Here is a 13,400-nt window from a genome sequence, read left to right on the forward strand (position 1 = left end):
CGTCCTCTTTTGAACGTTGACGCTGGCGCCTAGCCAAGGATGCGCATGGCTATTCGATATCTGATGACCAACACGAGTGATACGGAGAAGACAGTATGATTAAGCGGCACTATACGCCGAACGCATCGTCCTATGACTATTCGGCTAGGTGGTATAAAAGGAGACTGGGGAAGGCTCCGGCTATGATTCAGGAAAATCCTGATTCGGCACTGCCTGGTTTTTTTGACACTGGTCGCGAGTTTTTTGCCACAGAAGCTTCGGTCCATCCCGGCTCCGATCTGGCTTGGCAAGCCTTGTTTTTAGCCGAGCAACTGGGAACCGGCCACTTTCGGTCTGTGTCGAACGATGGCAAGGAATTGCAGCTGCGCTTTGAGGATCGGCAGCTACCTATTACCGGAAAATATTCGGGAAGCCATACGCATTTTGATGTCTGGTCCAAAATGTTTTTTTTCGGTGTGATAGCACGCAGTCGTGAGGCTGTGGAGGTGCTCAGTCAGGTGGACGAAAGCGTATTTATGCAAGCTGAGAAGAGACCGCCCACAAAGTACGAACTGGCGCTCATAGCCTTGCTCAAAGGCGTCTACAACCCCGAAGCGAATCTGGCTCAGTTGCTGCTGGATTCAAAAGCAGCCTTTGACCCCGACGAGCTTCACGATAGCCGGTTTTTCTATGTGAGCCGCATCCTGCTGCCCATTGATTCGATTATTCGAACCATCTTCGCTGGAGATCAGGAGGATGCCTTCAATGACCACATGGAAGAAGCTCTGCGCCTGCATCAGGAATACTGGGTTAAGGTTTCAGATATAACAGAAGAAGGGCTGGTGTCTGTGCCCCTCACGGCTCTTGCCGTCATGGCCTATGACCACAAAGGCTACCGGGTTCGGGTTGAAAATGAATACATCCCAGACTGGGTCGTAACCGCCGATCGGTTTACAGCATTAACCGAGGTCAAGCCCGCTCCCAGCGGCACAGCGGTGTTCAAAAACACCCCCGTGCAGGTCAAACAAGCAGTACTACGGGACGACTACGACGAGCTGGAAGCCTACCGCGAGATAGACCACAGCGAGTGGCTGCCGGATTTGATCCACGCCTTCGAAACATCCGACGACTGGAAAGTGCGCGATGCATTGGCCTACATGCTGCAAGACCGCCGAGGCGACCCAGCGGTGAAAGGGCTTTATGAACAGGCTCTGGAATCGCCCACCCTGATGATACGAGCCATTGCGCTTATTGTACTGCATGGCGATATCGATCTCTGGGATACGGTGATGGTGGATAACGAATTCAATGAGGAAGCGGTTGCTCGCCTCAAAGACGAGTATTTGAAACGGGAGACTCAAAATTCTTAATCTTGGAGATAGGCCACAAGGAAGCAATACGCCAACAACAGCGCTGCTGTGGTTGTCTTTGTTGTGCTTCATGGCTCTCAGCGGCTGCACTTCACCCAGCTCCTTTCAATCGATAATGCAGAGTTCCGGCGAAATGCCTGAGCTGGACAGAAGCGACAGCTTAACGGGGCCAGATACCGACAATAATGGCATTCGAGACGACATTGATCGTTATCTGCTGACGATAGAGACCAGTAAGGAGGAGAAGCTGGCGCTCATTCAGAGTGCTCGGGCATTCCAGTCGGTGCAGGCGGCAAACTTGAATGATGACAGGGAGTTGAGAGAAATCTCTGATAAATTAGTTAGAGGTACTGGTTGTGTGATGCTCACATATGAAAGCTCAGTCGCAGGTAGTCAAGCAAACCGCAAACTCCAAGGTTATACAGCAAATACTCGAAACAGAACGCGGCATTATATTAAATATAACGATCTGATGGATGGCAGCGTTACGAAGTTGCCTAGTGATGTCTGCGATGACATTGCTCAGTGAATAGCACCCTGAACACGAAGAGCGTCTGCAATAGCCAATCTCCTACACCACCCTACGAACCGGCTTACATTCGCATCACCCCGCAAAAGATAAGATCTGCGCCCTCTTTTGAAAGTCGACGTGGCCTACATGCTGCAAGATCGCCGAGGCGACCCAGCGGTGAAAGGGCTTTATGAACAGGCTCTGGAATCGCCCACTCTGATGATCCGCGCCATTGCGCTTATTGTGCTGCATGGCGATATCGATCTCTGGAGCGTCGTGATGGTGGATAATGAATTCAATGAGGAAGCCGTTGCTCGGCTTAAAGACGAGTATTAAAGCCGGGTGGGTTAGGTCTCTTTGCTGCGCGCCGTATTAAAAATGAACGATGAGGAAAGATATATGAAGAACATCTCAAGAGCACTGATATTGGCTATGGCTGCATGGTCGCTGCCAGTGTTTGCCGATAGCCTGCAACAAAGTGATGTAGACCGGTTTATCGCCAAAACACCGGCTGTTTTTACCGTTATTGCCTCCGTGGACCAGCGGCTGAGTAAGCAAGAAAAGAAACGATTTCAGGCATCTCTGATGAAGATGCGTCCCTACACCACCATGGCAGACATGATGGAGGACAAGCCCGATAACCTGTTGCTTGATGGCGTTAGTCAAAAAATAGGCTATGAAGATTTTCAGCACTACGCGAAAGTGGCAGATCGGTTTTTTTCGGTTGCCATGAGTGCCCAGATGGTTGAACAGTTGTCCGGCTTAGGGCAAGAAAACCCGGAAAACATCAACAACCTTTTCCGCCATCTTGGTGACCCAAGCAAGCCTGAAGAAAAGCAAAAGCGCTTATCTGAGGCGTTTGAAAAAATGTGCCAAGAGAGGTGTGTGAATCCTGATGATGTTGATATCGTCGCGCAGAATTACTTGCCACTTAGTAAAGTGCTTCGCTTGAAAAAGTAGCCGAAAGGCCTTTATAGGGCCACAAATAACTAAATTAAAATCGAACTGCCTCTTGCGTGTCTAGTTGGTCTAGCCATTGTTTCAGCGAATTAAGGCCCGCCACGGCTCGATGCGCTTAGCGCATCAGTGTCGTGGCGCGTTTTACCAATGGCTGAGCACGGCTAGTCTGGTTTCTGGCCAGTAGAATATCTGCTTGAGAAAGGTAGGCCTCGGCCAAGCGTTTCTCTGCTGTTACGATCTTTTCGAAGTCCTCAGGAACAACCTTTTTTAAGGCTTGTATGTCCTCATAAACCGCATCTAGCTGACGACTTGAGCGAGCGTTCTTGATGGTAACCGGCCATGTCTCAAATTTCTGAGAATAGAACACAAGTGCCGCACTACTGGGGAACACCTGATCACCTTCGGCGGCTTGATTGTCTTGGTACTGAGCCAACTCTTTGGCAGCCTCTCCAAGCTTTTCGAGAGCAAGGCGCTGTTCTTTCGTTTCCGGCGACTGTGCGAAGAAGCGATTCCCGATGGTTAGCAGTTGTGCTTGTTTTGGAGCATCAAATGCCTTAAAGGCCGAATCCACTTGAGAGAGATATTCTTTAACGGCTGCTGGCGATGGGCTAGGCGGCGTATCCCCCAAAAACTCAAGATTAGAGCCTAGTTTTACCAAGGCGTCAGCGCTTTCGGCTCCTTTATAGTTTCCCTGCTCCAGAGTGGATTGGATTTCATTGGCAATGGCACTTTGCAGGGTCTTTTGCCTATTCTCGATTCGGTTTTGAACACTCAAAAGCTCCCCGTCCCTTGGGAAGAGGGTGGTCGCATTCTCAAGCACTGAAAGCGCCTGCACTATGTTTGGTAAACCGTTCTCCTCATTGGGCTCAAGCGCCTTATCAATACGTGATAGGAAGTGGTTGACCAAAGGTGTTTGTTGGAGCTTGAGAAGCCCCGCTTGATCGAGCTCAGACATTCCCGGTAACTGTTGCAAAAGCTGCTCCGCAGGGAGGTCTTTTAGTGCCAGATTATGTTGTCTCTGTTCTGTCAGAGCCTCTGCGGTAAGCCTTGCTTTGGCAGACTCGGCTGTGCCTATCTGCCAAGCAGCAATACCCGCAGTGATCGCGGCGGTGGTGACCACCGTTTGCCCGACCGACAGCCAAGGGGTTGGCTTCAGGGCGCTTTCTGTTTTCTGGATAGAAAGCTGCTGCGGGGTTCCGAGCAGTTGCTGCTTCAGAGTTCGCCATGTTTTCAAAGGTAGGTTGCCGGGCCGCTTTAATTTGGCCGATTGCCGCTCTTTCTGTGATGGCGATTGTCGATTGAAGGGATGCTTGGAGCTCAAAAGCTCGTAACATATGCAGGCGAGGGCGTATATATCGCCCTCGCCGGTAGGCTGCTCACCCTTCGCTATTTCGGGCAGTGTGTAAGCTGGCGTGTACCCGTAAATAGATGTCTCGTCGAGACCGGGGTTCAGAAAGTCCTCTTGAAGCGGATCGCTCAGTACCCGGGATACGCCGAAGTCGAGGAGTTTGATCTGGCCGTTACGCGTAAAGAAAATATTTGAGGGCTTTAGGTCTGCATGCACAACGTTGTTAGCGTGAGCGTATTTCAGTGCAGACACAATCTGCGCGACAATTTCTTTCACCCCTTTCCACTTCAAACCGCTGGGCCGCGAGCGCTGGATCATGCGTGTAAGTGGCTCACCTTCAAGCAGCTCCATGACCATAAAGCAGGTATCACCATCCTGTTGCAGGTCTTGCACCCGGATAATATTGGGATGGCTTAGGCTTTTGGTTTTGGCGGTTTCTCGGGCGAGCACGCCAAGTACGCCGTCTTGGGTCAGCATGTCGTGCTTGAGGATTTTGAGCGCGACTTTGCAATCGGCGGCCCCTGCTTGCTCTAGCTGCAAATCCACCGCCCGATACACGTCACTCATACCGCCTGAGGCAATGAGAGCTTCAATTCGATAACGCTGGTTTAGTGTTTTATCAAGCCACTTATGTTTATTGCCCTTGCTTTCCACCGTGCTCACCCTCCCGTTAGAACCGTAGGGTTTCCGACGACAATCTTCCCGCCATGAACGGTGGCGTCGCCTAAGCGCGCTACCGGCAGACCGTTTGCGAAAACCGTTCCGGAGCCCTCAACGACAACATCGGGCGGGCCAACGCAAATGAGCTTGTCTGAAAGCCTTGCAATAGGTAGGCCGCCAACAAAAACGTTTGGAGATGCTGCGAGGGTGGGGCCACCAACGTGCGGCACGGGGCCGGTTGTGGCGGGGCAGATATGAAAAGCTCCAAGAAAAGCAGTCGGCTTGCTCATGAGCAATACGTCCCTGAAATAAATCCGTCCATTGGTTTTACAGAGCGTGATGTTCGGCGATCCGAAAAGGTAGGTCAACCCCCTTGTGTGATCTTTGCCTACATTTGTGAAGTCCGTGTTTAACAGGAATTGACAGTTCCAAGAGGCTAGAATAGTATCCATCAGTCAAGCCGCACTGGCGGTTGTTGAATTGAATGTAATCCGTTCCGACGTTCTTACAAAATTGGTCCAAGGAAGGTGCAGAAACCCGTGTCGTTATGACACTGCTTTCTAGGTTTTAGCTCCAAGGGAAGAGCGAGTGATGTTGTTAGAGCTCAAAGTTACCAGCTATCAAAGGCTGTCGCCCTCAGTTACCGGCCAAAAGACGGTTGAGCCCAACGATGTTGTTGTTATTGGGCGAGCCACCGATTGTGACTGGCATTTACCCGATCCGCTAAAAGTACTCTCCTCCCGGCACGCCGAGATTCGTTTTTCCGATGGCGGCTACATGGTTACGGATACGTCCACTAACGGCGTGTTTCTGAACGGCGAAGCCTCGGCCATTGGTCGTGGTAACACTGTGGCGATCAAATCTGGAGATTGCCTGCGTCTTGGTGACTTTGAAGTTGTAGCTTCTGTCGTTGCAGCGTCGACAGAGCAGCTTGAGTCCGATTTTTCGAAGTCATTAGAAAAAAAACCATTAGAAAAGAAGCCACTGGAAAACCACCCAGAACAGTCGCCCCCCATTCAAGTTCAAGCCGAAAGCTCTGAGTTGCCTCTGAATAGCAACCATGTTGTAGGCGACAGCCCTGCAGCAGCAGGTGCTTTCGGAGATTTTCTTGCTGCGGGCTTGGGCGAAAGGGTTATGGCGGATAGTCATGTGCCAATGCAAGAGCCCGCGATTCCCGGCGAGTGGCATTGGGGGCAGGGAGGTGAGCAGTCCCAAGGCGCTGCGACAGCGCAGGGTATGCCCGTCTCGTCTCCAGCGCCAAGAGACCATGCCACTGCTACCCCGAGCCAGCAGCCTGATGCGCTAGCAGCCCTAGCTGAAGGCCTTGGGCTCCCCTTAGAAAAGCTAGAAGGTGCCGGGCCAGCTGTATACAGGGACCTCGGAGGTCTCACCCGGGTACTTTTAGATCGCCTGCTGGATATGATCCACATGCGCGCCCGTCAGAAGCAGCAATTGCGTGTGGCTCAGACACTGTTCCAGCGGAGTGAAAATAACCCCCTGAAGTTCTCCGCTACACCTCAGGATGCGCTGGATAGCCTTCTTATTCGGCCCCATGCTGCCAACTTAGGGCCGGTGGATGCTGTAAACAAAGCGTTTGATGATCTTTTCTCCCATGAGCAGGCACTGCTCAAAGGTGTGGAGTCTGTAGTTCAGGATCTTCTAGCGGATACGCCGAATGTGACGGGCACAAAAAAAACAACGGGGCTGTTTGCTCGCCGTAAAGCCTTGGAAACAATTACCCGTCATCGTGCCTGGCAGCGGGACGTTTACGGTAGCACCGACAGCATGCTCAGGAGCGACGTATTTGTCGAAGCCTACGAGCAGGCCGTCGGCCAGAATGAGGGGATTGCCAAAACATGATATACGCCATGCGCTGGGTGACGGTCTTGGTGGCCGCAATAGCTTTAACGGGCTGTGTTGTTGCAAACGCCATAGTGACGCCCTATACCGACTTACACTTCGCCTCCCACGGAAACATCAATCCGGATGCGAGCGGGCGATCCTCACCACTGGTGGTAAGAGTTTATGAGCTCAAGTCTGCAGCTAAGTTCAAAGATGCGGGCTTCTTCGAGATTTACGATGATGCGGAAGCCCTGCTCGGTGAAGATTTGCTAAGCGACGTTGAGATTATTATTCGGCCAGCTCGGGGGCATGTTCACGAAATGCGATTGCATAAAGATACTACGCACATCGGAATCGTGGCCGCTTTTAGGGATATTGAGATTGCTGAGTGGAAGTTGACGCTCGCAGCAGATCCTCGTGGTTATGACAATCGAAGAATCAGCATAGACAGCCGTGCGATTGCCCGGGAGGACCGCTAACACACTACGTGTGCGGTCAGTTCAGAATGAATAGCAATGGGTTTTAGATATCATGGAACGAATAGCTAAGGTCGCTTGGTCTGAGGGTATGCTGCTTCGGCCACAGCATTTTCAACAGCAGGATCGTTTTTTGTACCAGTCGGCGCGAAGCCGACATGCTCGTACCGCTGTGCACGGATACGGCATTTCAGAACTGGAGATGGATTCTCAGGCTCTCGCGCTTGGTCAGGTGTCACTGGTTAGGGCGGTAGGAATTCTGCCGGACGGCATGCCTTTCGCCTTCGATCAAACCGATGAGCTTGTATTAGAAGTTCCGCCAGATGCCAGAGATGAACTGGTGTATCTGGTGCTGCCCATGGAAAAACTATCGGGCACCAATATTGCCGCAGACAGCTCCACTCAGGGAGCTCGATACCGTTTTGAAGAAAATCGCTTGCTAGATGATTCTGCAGAAGATGGTGAGGAAGAGCTTTTGGGCTTGGCGCACCTTAATCCTCGCCTCAAGCTCGGGCGCGATGATTTGGCAGGGTTTGCGTGCCTTTCTGTCGCTCGCATTGTTGAGGTGGTGAACGAGAAAGAAGTGAAGCTTGATCGGAGCTTTATTCCGCCGACATTGGATGTGGCAGCCGTTGCCCCCTTGGCGTCATTCCTACGTGAAATCCTTGGCATGGTTAAGCAAAGGGCCAAGGCGCTAGCGGTACGAATGCAAAAAGGCGCTGAGCAATCATCAACGCTGTTTGATGTGTTGATGCTGCAAACGCTGAATCGTTGGCAACCTATGCTAGAGCACCTGAAAGGCGCACCGCAAGTGCACCCGGAGCGCTTCTACGAGTTGGCAATTACCTTGACCGGCGAGCTGGCACTCTTTGCACGCGCAGACAAAATGGTGCCGTCATTACCCCCGTACCGGCATGAACAATTGACGGAAACCTTTGGCGATTTGGCTGCGTTGCTGAGCCAATCACTGAGTACCGTTCTTGAGCAAACTGCGATTGCACTGAAGCTGGAAAATGCTCAGTACGGAATCCGAGTTGCGCCTTTGCCTGACGGCAGCCTTCTTGAAACCGCTCAATTTGTACTTGCGGTTAAAGCAGACTTGCCAACGGAAGACATCCGCCGTCGCTTGCCAGCGCAGATCAAGCTCGGCGCTGTAGAGCATATTCGTGACCTCGTTAACAACCACTTGCCGGGTATACCGGTAAGTGCGCTCCCCGTGGCGCCAAGACAGATTCCTTACCACGCCGGCTATCACTACTTTTTGCTGGATGGAAAAAGTGAGCGTTGGCAGCACCTCAAGCAGAGCGGCGGATTGGCGGTTCACGTGTCCGGTAATTATCCGGGGCTTGAACTCGAACTCTGGGCCGTCCGGCAGTAGCCGACACACACTCAAGCAGGGATTGCTACATGAACGACAGCACCGTCCTCAAACCTCGACCAGGCGCCCGACAGGCACCCGGCCCAGCACCACATGCTGCTCCCCGCCCGGCAGACGAAACTGTTATAGCTACGCCCGCAAAAAGTGCTTCTGGTTTTAGTCGGTTCAAGTTGCCCCAGACTCGTTTGGGGCCCGTTTGTGATCACGCATCTAAGCTGCTTTCTCTGGCTGTTCGGTTGCCCACCGCAGAATTGGTTGATGATGTTGCAGAGCTTCGTAGGCGGTGTGTGGAACTGGTTCGTGAGTATCAGGCCAGCCTTCAAACGGACGGCCTCACAGCAGAAACCGTCGAAACAGCGTCGTATTGTGTGTGTGCACTTATTGATGAAATCGTGCTCAACAGCAGTTGGGGCGAAAACGGGCACTGGGCAGCGCATTCACTGCTGTCAGAGTTTCACTCTCAAACTTGGTCGGGCGCCTATTTCTTTGACCTGGTTGCGGCCGCAAGGCGCACGGCAAATACAGATGTTCTGATGCTTCAGTACCTGTGCTTGTCGCTGGGCTTTAAAGGCAAATATCGCGTTGAGTCACGCGGGCAAGAGGAGCTGGATACGCTCAGAGATTGCCTATATCACGAAATATGTTCTGCCCGTGGTTCCTTAGGTACTCCATTCGAGAAGGCCTGGGAGCAGAAAGTTCTCAGCGGTCCCGGCGTTACGCTAGGCGTCCCTGTATGGGTCGGTGCCGCAGTCGCTGCAATGATATTGCTGGTTTTCTATATGGCTTTTTCGCAGCGACTCGATTCTATCGCAGAGCCGGTATTGGCGAATATGGCAACACTGGCAGTCCCTGAAGTAAGAGTGCCCACGGGTCAGGTAGGGCCGGGACAGGGTGACTACCTCAGACGAGTGCTCCAAACCGAAATCGACAGGGAGCTGGTCACGCTCAACGACAGCGATGGCGGCAAGATTACGCTGAGTATCGGGAATGAATCGCTGTTTGAATCTGGTGCCGCTGTTCTGCGAGAAGATGTGCTGCCACTCATGAATAAGATTGCCCGTGCGCTGGAATCGACAGAGGGAACCGTCATGGTAACCGGACACACCGATAACCAGCCTATCGCAACAAGCCAATACCCCTCTAACTGGCACCTGTCACTCGCCAGAGCGACAGCGGTTTCTGACGAGCTTGCAGGCTCGGCAAACCTGCAAGGCAGATTGTGGCCTGAGGGCCGTGGTGATACGGAACCCCGTTTTGACAATGCTACCTCTGAGGATCGTGCCCGTAATCGGCGCGTTGAAATCAGCCTGGTTCCTGAAGCCCTGAATGATTGATTACGTGAGGTAACCCCATGGCATGGATTCGCCGAATTTGGTCCCGGATAACCCCAAGAACAATCTTTATTGTTCTTGGGTTTGTCGCACTTACGGTATTGGTATGGTTTGGTGGCCCGTTGCTGGCCATCGCGGACTGGAAGCCATTTGCAAGCAAGTTGGCTCGAATTAGCTTTCTATTGACGCTCGTTGTTCTTTACCTCGGTGTTCAGTTGTGGCGCTCTCGACGTGAGCGTCGTGACAACGAACGCGTTGTAGAAGAAATGATGGCTACCGATCAGGGTGATGAGCTGCTTCAGGAAGAGCTGGAAACCCAGCGCAATAACATGCGCAAGGCCCTTGCGCTTGTGCGCAAATGGAAGTCTGGGCGCTTTAGTTCTGTCTATCAGCTGCCCTGGTACATGATTGTAGGCGCGCCTGGTTCTGGCAAATCCACTGCATTGCTCAACTCGGGCTTGGAGTTTCCGCTAAAAAGTGAAATGGGGTTGGATTCGGTTAAAGGTGTTGGTGGTACCCGTTATTGCGATTGGTGGTTCACTAACCGTGCCGTGATCATTGATACAGCAGGCCGCTATACCACTCAGGAATCAGGTGATAAACGAGACTCAAAAGGCTGGAATGCATTTCTAGGGCTACTGAAGAAGTATCGGCCCCGCCAACCAATCAATGGGGTGATTGTTGCCGTTAGTGTTGCCGATATGCTGGAACAGACGCCTACGGAACAGGCCATTCACGCAAGGGCGATAAAACAAAGAGTTCAGGAGCTGCGGAATCGTCTAGGCGTTGTTTTCCCGGTCTACGTGATGCTTACCAAGTTTGATCTTTTGGAAGGTTTTGTAGATACCTTCGGGATGCTCTCTGATCAGGAAAGAGAGGATGTTCTTGGTGTCACATTTGATTTGGGGGCGGTGACCGATCCTGAGAAGTTGCCGGCGGCCTTCGAACACGAATTTGATCAACTGCTGAATCGCCTTAGCGGGTTTTTACTGCACCGGCTGAAGCAAGAGCGGGCGCCTGACACCCGCAGCCGAATTTACGAGTTCCCCAAGCAAGTAGCGCTGCTCAGAACACCTTTGTGGAATCTGGTCAAAGATGTGTTTTTCCCCTCGGCTTACGAAGAAGTGCCGTTATTGAGGGGCGTTTACATGGTGTCTTCGGAACAGGGCCAGTCCGGTTTCGATAAAGTGTCTGGCATTGTCGATCAACAGTTCCGGCTCAAGTCATCGAAGGTGGGGAAAAATCACAGCGCTCAACCTAGTGGCGGCTATTTCCAGCGGAAACTGTTCGATCAGGTGATCTTCTCCGAGCATGGGCTTGCGGTGACTGATAGCGGTAAAGCTCGGCAGCGAATGTTTGTTCGCCGCATCGCCTTTGCAGCAATGGCTGTTCTGACGGTTGGGCTTGCCGCAACTTGGTATGTTGACTATGCCCGGTCGAGGGACGCCATTGCGGGTTTTGCAGAGCGAACCGACGGGTTAGCGGATACGTTAAATTCGGTTCCGGACGATGCCCAGTGGTTGATGCTCGAAACCGTACTTAATGAATCAGCGGCGCTGTCGGGTGGCAATGAGATTCCAGAGACCCACGGTCTATCGTCTCTTGGCCATTTTCAGATCCAAGCCCTGTATCAGGGTGCCACAGGTGTGTACGGCCGGGTTCTTCAATACCGGCTTGCCAAAACGCTGAAGGATGCTCTGGAAGAAGATATTCAGTTGCATCTGGATAACCCTGAGTATTTGTATGAGGCACTGAAAAGCTACCTGATGCTCGGAGATCGTAGTCGCTTCAATCGGGATCAGGTTTCGTTGTGGTTGGCCTATTTGATGGGAAACCATTTGCCCGGAGAGATTAATCGCCCTCATCGAGAAGCGGTGTTGGAGCACTTTGAAGCTTATTTGGATCTTGAGCAGCCTCTGCGCGTATCACAAGGTCTTGTGGAGGTCGCGCGGAATGAACTGACCTCCGTGCCGCTTTCGGAACGGGCATATCAGCGTATTCGATTGGATGCTCAGGCCGCAGGTCTTCCTGAATTCCGGTTGCCAATGGTGTTGGGCACAGTTGCTGCAGAGGTTTTTGAGCGGCGCTCGGGTGAAAGCTTACATACGGGTATACCGGCGCTATATACCAAGGCAGGATACCGCGGCGTTTTTGAGCCGGAGCGGGATCAGATTGTCAGCCATCTACTCGAGGATTCCTGGGTATATGGAGATGATTCAGCTGCCTACCGCAACCTAGACGAGGACAGAATTAAGGCGCTCGTTGAGGATCATTACTTCAGGGATTACATCCATGCATGGGACTCCCTGATGTCTGATCTTAAAATTCGTTCGTTCAGCAGTCCTGAGCAGGGTCGCTATTTGACGGGCTTGCTCAGTGGTCCGGATGCGCCGTTGAATCGATTAGTGTCTGCCGTCAACTACAACACACAGCTGGCCGCCACAGAAGCGGAAGGTGCATCAGCCGCAGATGCTGCAAAAGGTCAGGCCATGCGTGAGGCTGGTCGAAAAAGCCGTGCGCTTGATCGGTTGAATCGAATTCTCCCCCTCACAGGTAAAGAACAGCCCCAGACCACTCTGGTGGACGACACCTTTAAGGTTTTGCATAGCATCAAGGAAGAAACCTTCCAAACGCTACAAAGCAAAACCCGCACAATGTCCCAGTATTTTTCTGAACAGTCAGATGGTGCTAATAGATTTCAGACAGTTTCTCGTGCTGATTTCAATTCCGCTGTGACTGGTTTCTACGCCACCGTTGGAAACACTCAGTCCACGCACCTTAAATCGATTGTCTCGGATTTTGCGCGTGAATCCAGAGGTTTGGTACGAAGCTCTGCAACGCAAAAGATCAACGGTCTTTGGCGCAATCAGGTGTATCGGGAGTTCAAATCGGCCATCGCCGGGCTCTATCCGCTAGAACCGAATGCATCAGATGAGGTGAGTCTGGCGGATTTCAGCCAGTTCTTTGGCCATGGCGGCACTATCGACGAATTCTTTAATAAATACCTCGCTGATCATGTGGACACTTCGTCAAACCCTTGGCGGCTATCAACAGACCTCAACATTCGGAGAGACAGTCTGCGCTTTTTTCAAAGGGCGAACCGCATCCGCAATGCGTTCTTTGAAGATGGAACTAAAAACCTGAAAGTGCCCTATGCCGTTCAGCCAGTTTACTTGGACAGTCGCGTAACCCAGTTCTCGATTGAGGCGGGCGGAGATCAGATGGTTTACCGCCATGGGCCAGCCAGAAAACATCACTTTGAGTGGCCGGGCACCAGTGGCGATGCAGTGCGGATTGCAGTCAACCCTGGATCGACATCTGACGCGGTTGTTCAGCGGAAGTTTCAAGGTGAATGGGGGCTTTTCCGGCTACTCGCTGCTTACGGTGGAGTTGGAGGTGAGGGCCGAGATCTTACGCTGGAAATCATGCTCAGTGACTATTTGGCTCGATTGAGAATTGAGCCGGCCTCGGTAAGGCATCCCTTCGCCGACGGGCTGATTGAAAACTTTACATTGCCAGCACGTTTGTAGGTCAGGGAGCGAAAG

11 protein-coding genes are annotated in these 13,400 nt (G+C 52.2%); 9 read left to right on the top strand and 2 right to left on the bottom strand.

Annotated features, from left to right (window positions below; all coding sequences use genetic code 11):
• Positions 1-182 precede the first annotated feature (182 nt).
• The 4 genes from MWU62_RS16525 (at position 183) to MWU62_RS16540 (ending at position 2,820) form a co-directional block, all read left to right on the top strand.
• Positions 183-1,349, top strand: coding sequence for an immunity 49 family protein (locus MWU62_RS16525; protein ID WP_247115912.1), 1,167 nt, complete (start codon positions 183-185; stop codon positions 1,347-1,349).
• 133 nt (positions 1,350-1,482) lie between these two features.
• Complete coding sequence (locus MWU62_RS16530; RefSeq protein ID WP_247115913.1) at positions 1,483-1,878, top strand: hypothetical protein; 396 nt, start codon at positions 1,483-1,485, stop codon at positions 1,876-1,878.
• A gap of 129 nt (positions 1,879-2,007) precedes the next feature.
• Positions 2,008-2,196 (top strand): hypothetical protein, encoded by a 189-nt coding sequence (locus MWU62_RS16535; RefSeq protein ID WP_247115914.1) that lies wholly within the window; start codon positions 2,008-2,010, stop codon positions 2,194-2,196.
• A 63-nt stretch (positions 2,197-2,259) separates the two neighbouring features.
• Positions 2,260-2,820, top strand: coding sequence for a hypothetical protein (locus MWU62_RS16540; RefSeq protein ID WP_247115915.1), 561 nt, complete (start codon positions 2,260-2,262; stop codon positions 2,818-2,820).
• Positions 2,821-2,935: 115 nt separating this feature from the next.
• Here the strand turns inward: MWU62_RS16540 and MWU62_RS16545 are convergent, their stop codons facing one another.
• On the bottom strand, positions 2,936-4,822 hold the full coding sequence (locus tag MWU62_RS16545) for a serine/threonine-protein kinase (RefSeq protein WP_247115916.1): 1,887 nt from the start codon (positions 4,820-4,822) through the stop codon (positions 2,936-2,938).
• A gap of 5 nt (positions 4,823-4,827) precedes the next feature.
• Positions 4,828-5,118, bottom strand: a complete 291-nt coding sequence (locus MWU62_RS16550) for a PAAR domain-containing protein (protein WP_200362556.1) — start codon at positions 5,116-5,118, stop codon at positions 4,828-4,830.
• A 301-nt stretch (positions 5,119-5,419) separates the two neighbouring features.
• On the opposite strand from MWU62_RS16550, the gene tagH reads away from it, so the two are divergent.
• From tagH to tssM, 5 genes are read left to right on the top strand one after another with little or no spacing between them, the layout of a single operon-like run.
• Positions 5,420-6,688 (top strand): type VI secretion system-associated FHA domain protein TagH, encoded by a 1,269-nt coding sequence (gene tagH / locus MWU62_RS16555; protein ID WP_247115917.1) that lies wholly within the window; start codon positions 5,420-5,422, stop codon positions 6,686-6,688.
• Positions 6,685-7,149: a type VI secretion system lipoprotein TssJ gene (gene tssJ, locus MWU62_RS16560; RefSeq protein ID WP_247115918.1), complete on the top strand. Its 465-nt coding sequence runs from the start codon at positions 6,685-6,687 to the stop codon at positions 7,147-7,149. The genes tagH and tssJ overlap by 4 nt, the downstream gene beginning before the upstream one ends.
• A 52-nt stretch (positions 7,150-7,201) precedes the next feature.
• Positions 7,202-8,524 (top strand): type VI secretion system baseplate subunit TssK, encoded by a 1,323-nt coding sequence (gene tssK / locus MWU62_RS16565; RefSeq protein ID WP_247115919.1) that lies wholly within the window; start codon positions 7,202-7,204, stop codon positions 8,522-8,524.
• Positions 8,525-8,553: 29 nt separating this feature from the next.
• Positions 8,554-9,858, top strand: coding sequence for a type VI secretion system protein TssL, long form (tssL, locus tag MWU62_RS16570; RefSeq protein WP_247115920.1), 1,305 nt, complete (start codon positions 8,554-8,556; stop codon positions 9,856-9,858).
• Between the two features lie 17 nt (positions 9,859-9,875).
• Positions 9,876-13,385: a type VI secretion system membrane subunit TssM gene (gene tssM / locus MWU62_RS16575; RefSeq protein WP_247115921.1), complete on the top strand. Its 3,510-nt coding sequence runs from the start codon at positions 9,876-9,878 to the stop codon at positions 13,383-13,385.
• Positions 13,386-13,400: the final 15 nt, after the last annotated feature.

Source organism: Marinobacter sp. S6332, from assembly GCF_023016045.1.
Lineage (GTDB): Bacteria > Pseudomonadota > Gammaproteobacteria > Pseudomonadales > Oleiphilaceae > Marinobacter.

Excerpts from the sequence above, each read along its gene's own strand:
- MWU62_RS16540 (WP_247115915.1), top strand. The coding sequence starts at position 2,260 with ATGAAGAACATCTCAAGAGCACTGATATTGGCTATGGCTGCATGGTCG.
- tssJ (WP_247115918.1), top strand. The coding sequence starts at position 6,685 with ATGATATACGCCATGCGCTGGGTGACGGTCTTGGTGGCCGCAATAGCT.
- tssK (WP_247115919.1), top strand. The coding sequence starts at position 7,202 with ATGGAACGAATAGCTAAGGTCGCTTGGTCTGAGGGTATGCTGCTTCGG.
- MWU62_RS16530 (WP_247115913.1), top strand. The coding sequence starts at position 1,483 with ATGCCTGAGCTGGACAGAAGCGACAGCTTAACGGGGCCAGATACCGAC.
- MWU62_RS16535 (WP_247115914.1), top strand. The coding sequence starts at position 2,008 with ATGCTGCAAGATCGCCGAGGCGACCCAGCGGTGAAAGGGCTTTATGAA.
- MWU62_RS16525 (WP_247115912.1), top strand. The coding sequence starts at position 183 with ATGATTCAGGAAAATCCTGATTCGGCACTGCCTGGTTTTTTTGACACT.
- tagH (WP_247115917.1), top strand. The coding sequence starts at position 5,420 with ATGTTGTTAGAGCTCAAAGTTACCAGCTATCAAAGGCTGTCGCCCTCA.
- tssM (WP_247115921.1), top strand. The coding sequence starts at position 9,876 with ATGGCATGGATTCGCCGAATTTGGTCCCGGATAACCCCAAGAACAATC.
- MWU62_RS16550 (WP_200362556.1), bottom strand. The coding sequence starts at position 5,118 with ATGAGCAAGCCGACTGCTTTTCTTGGAGCTTTTCATATCTGCCCCGCC.
- tssL (WP_247115920.1), top strand. The coding sequence starts at position 8,554 with ATGAACGACAGCACCGTCCTCAAACCTCGACCAGGCGCCCGACAGGCA.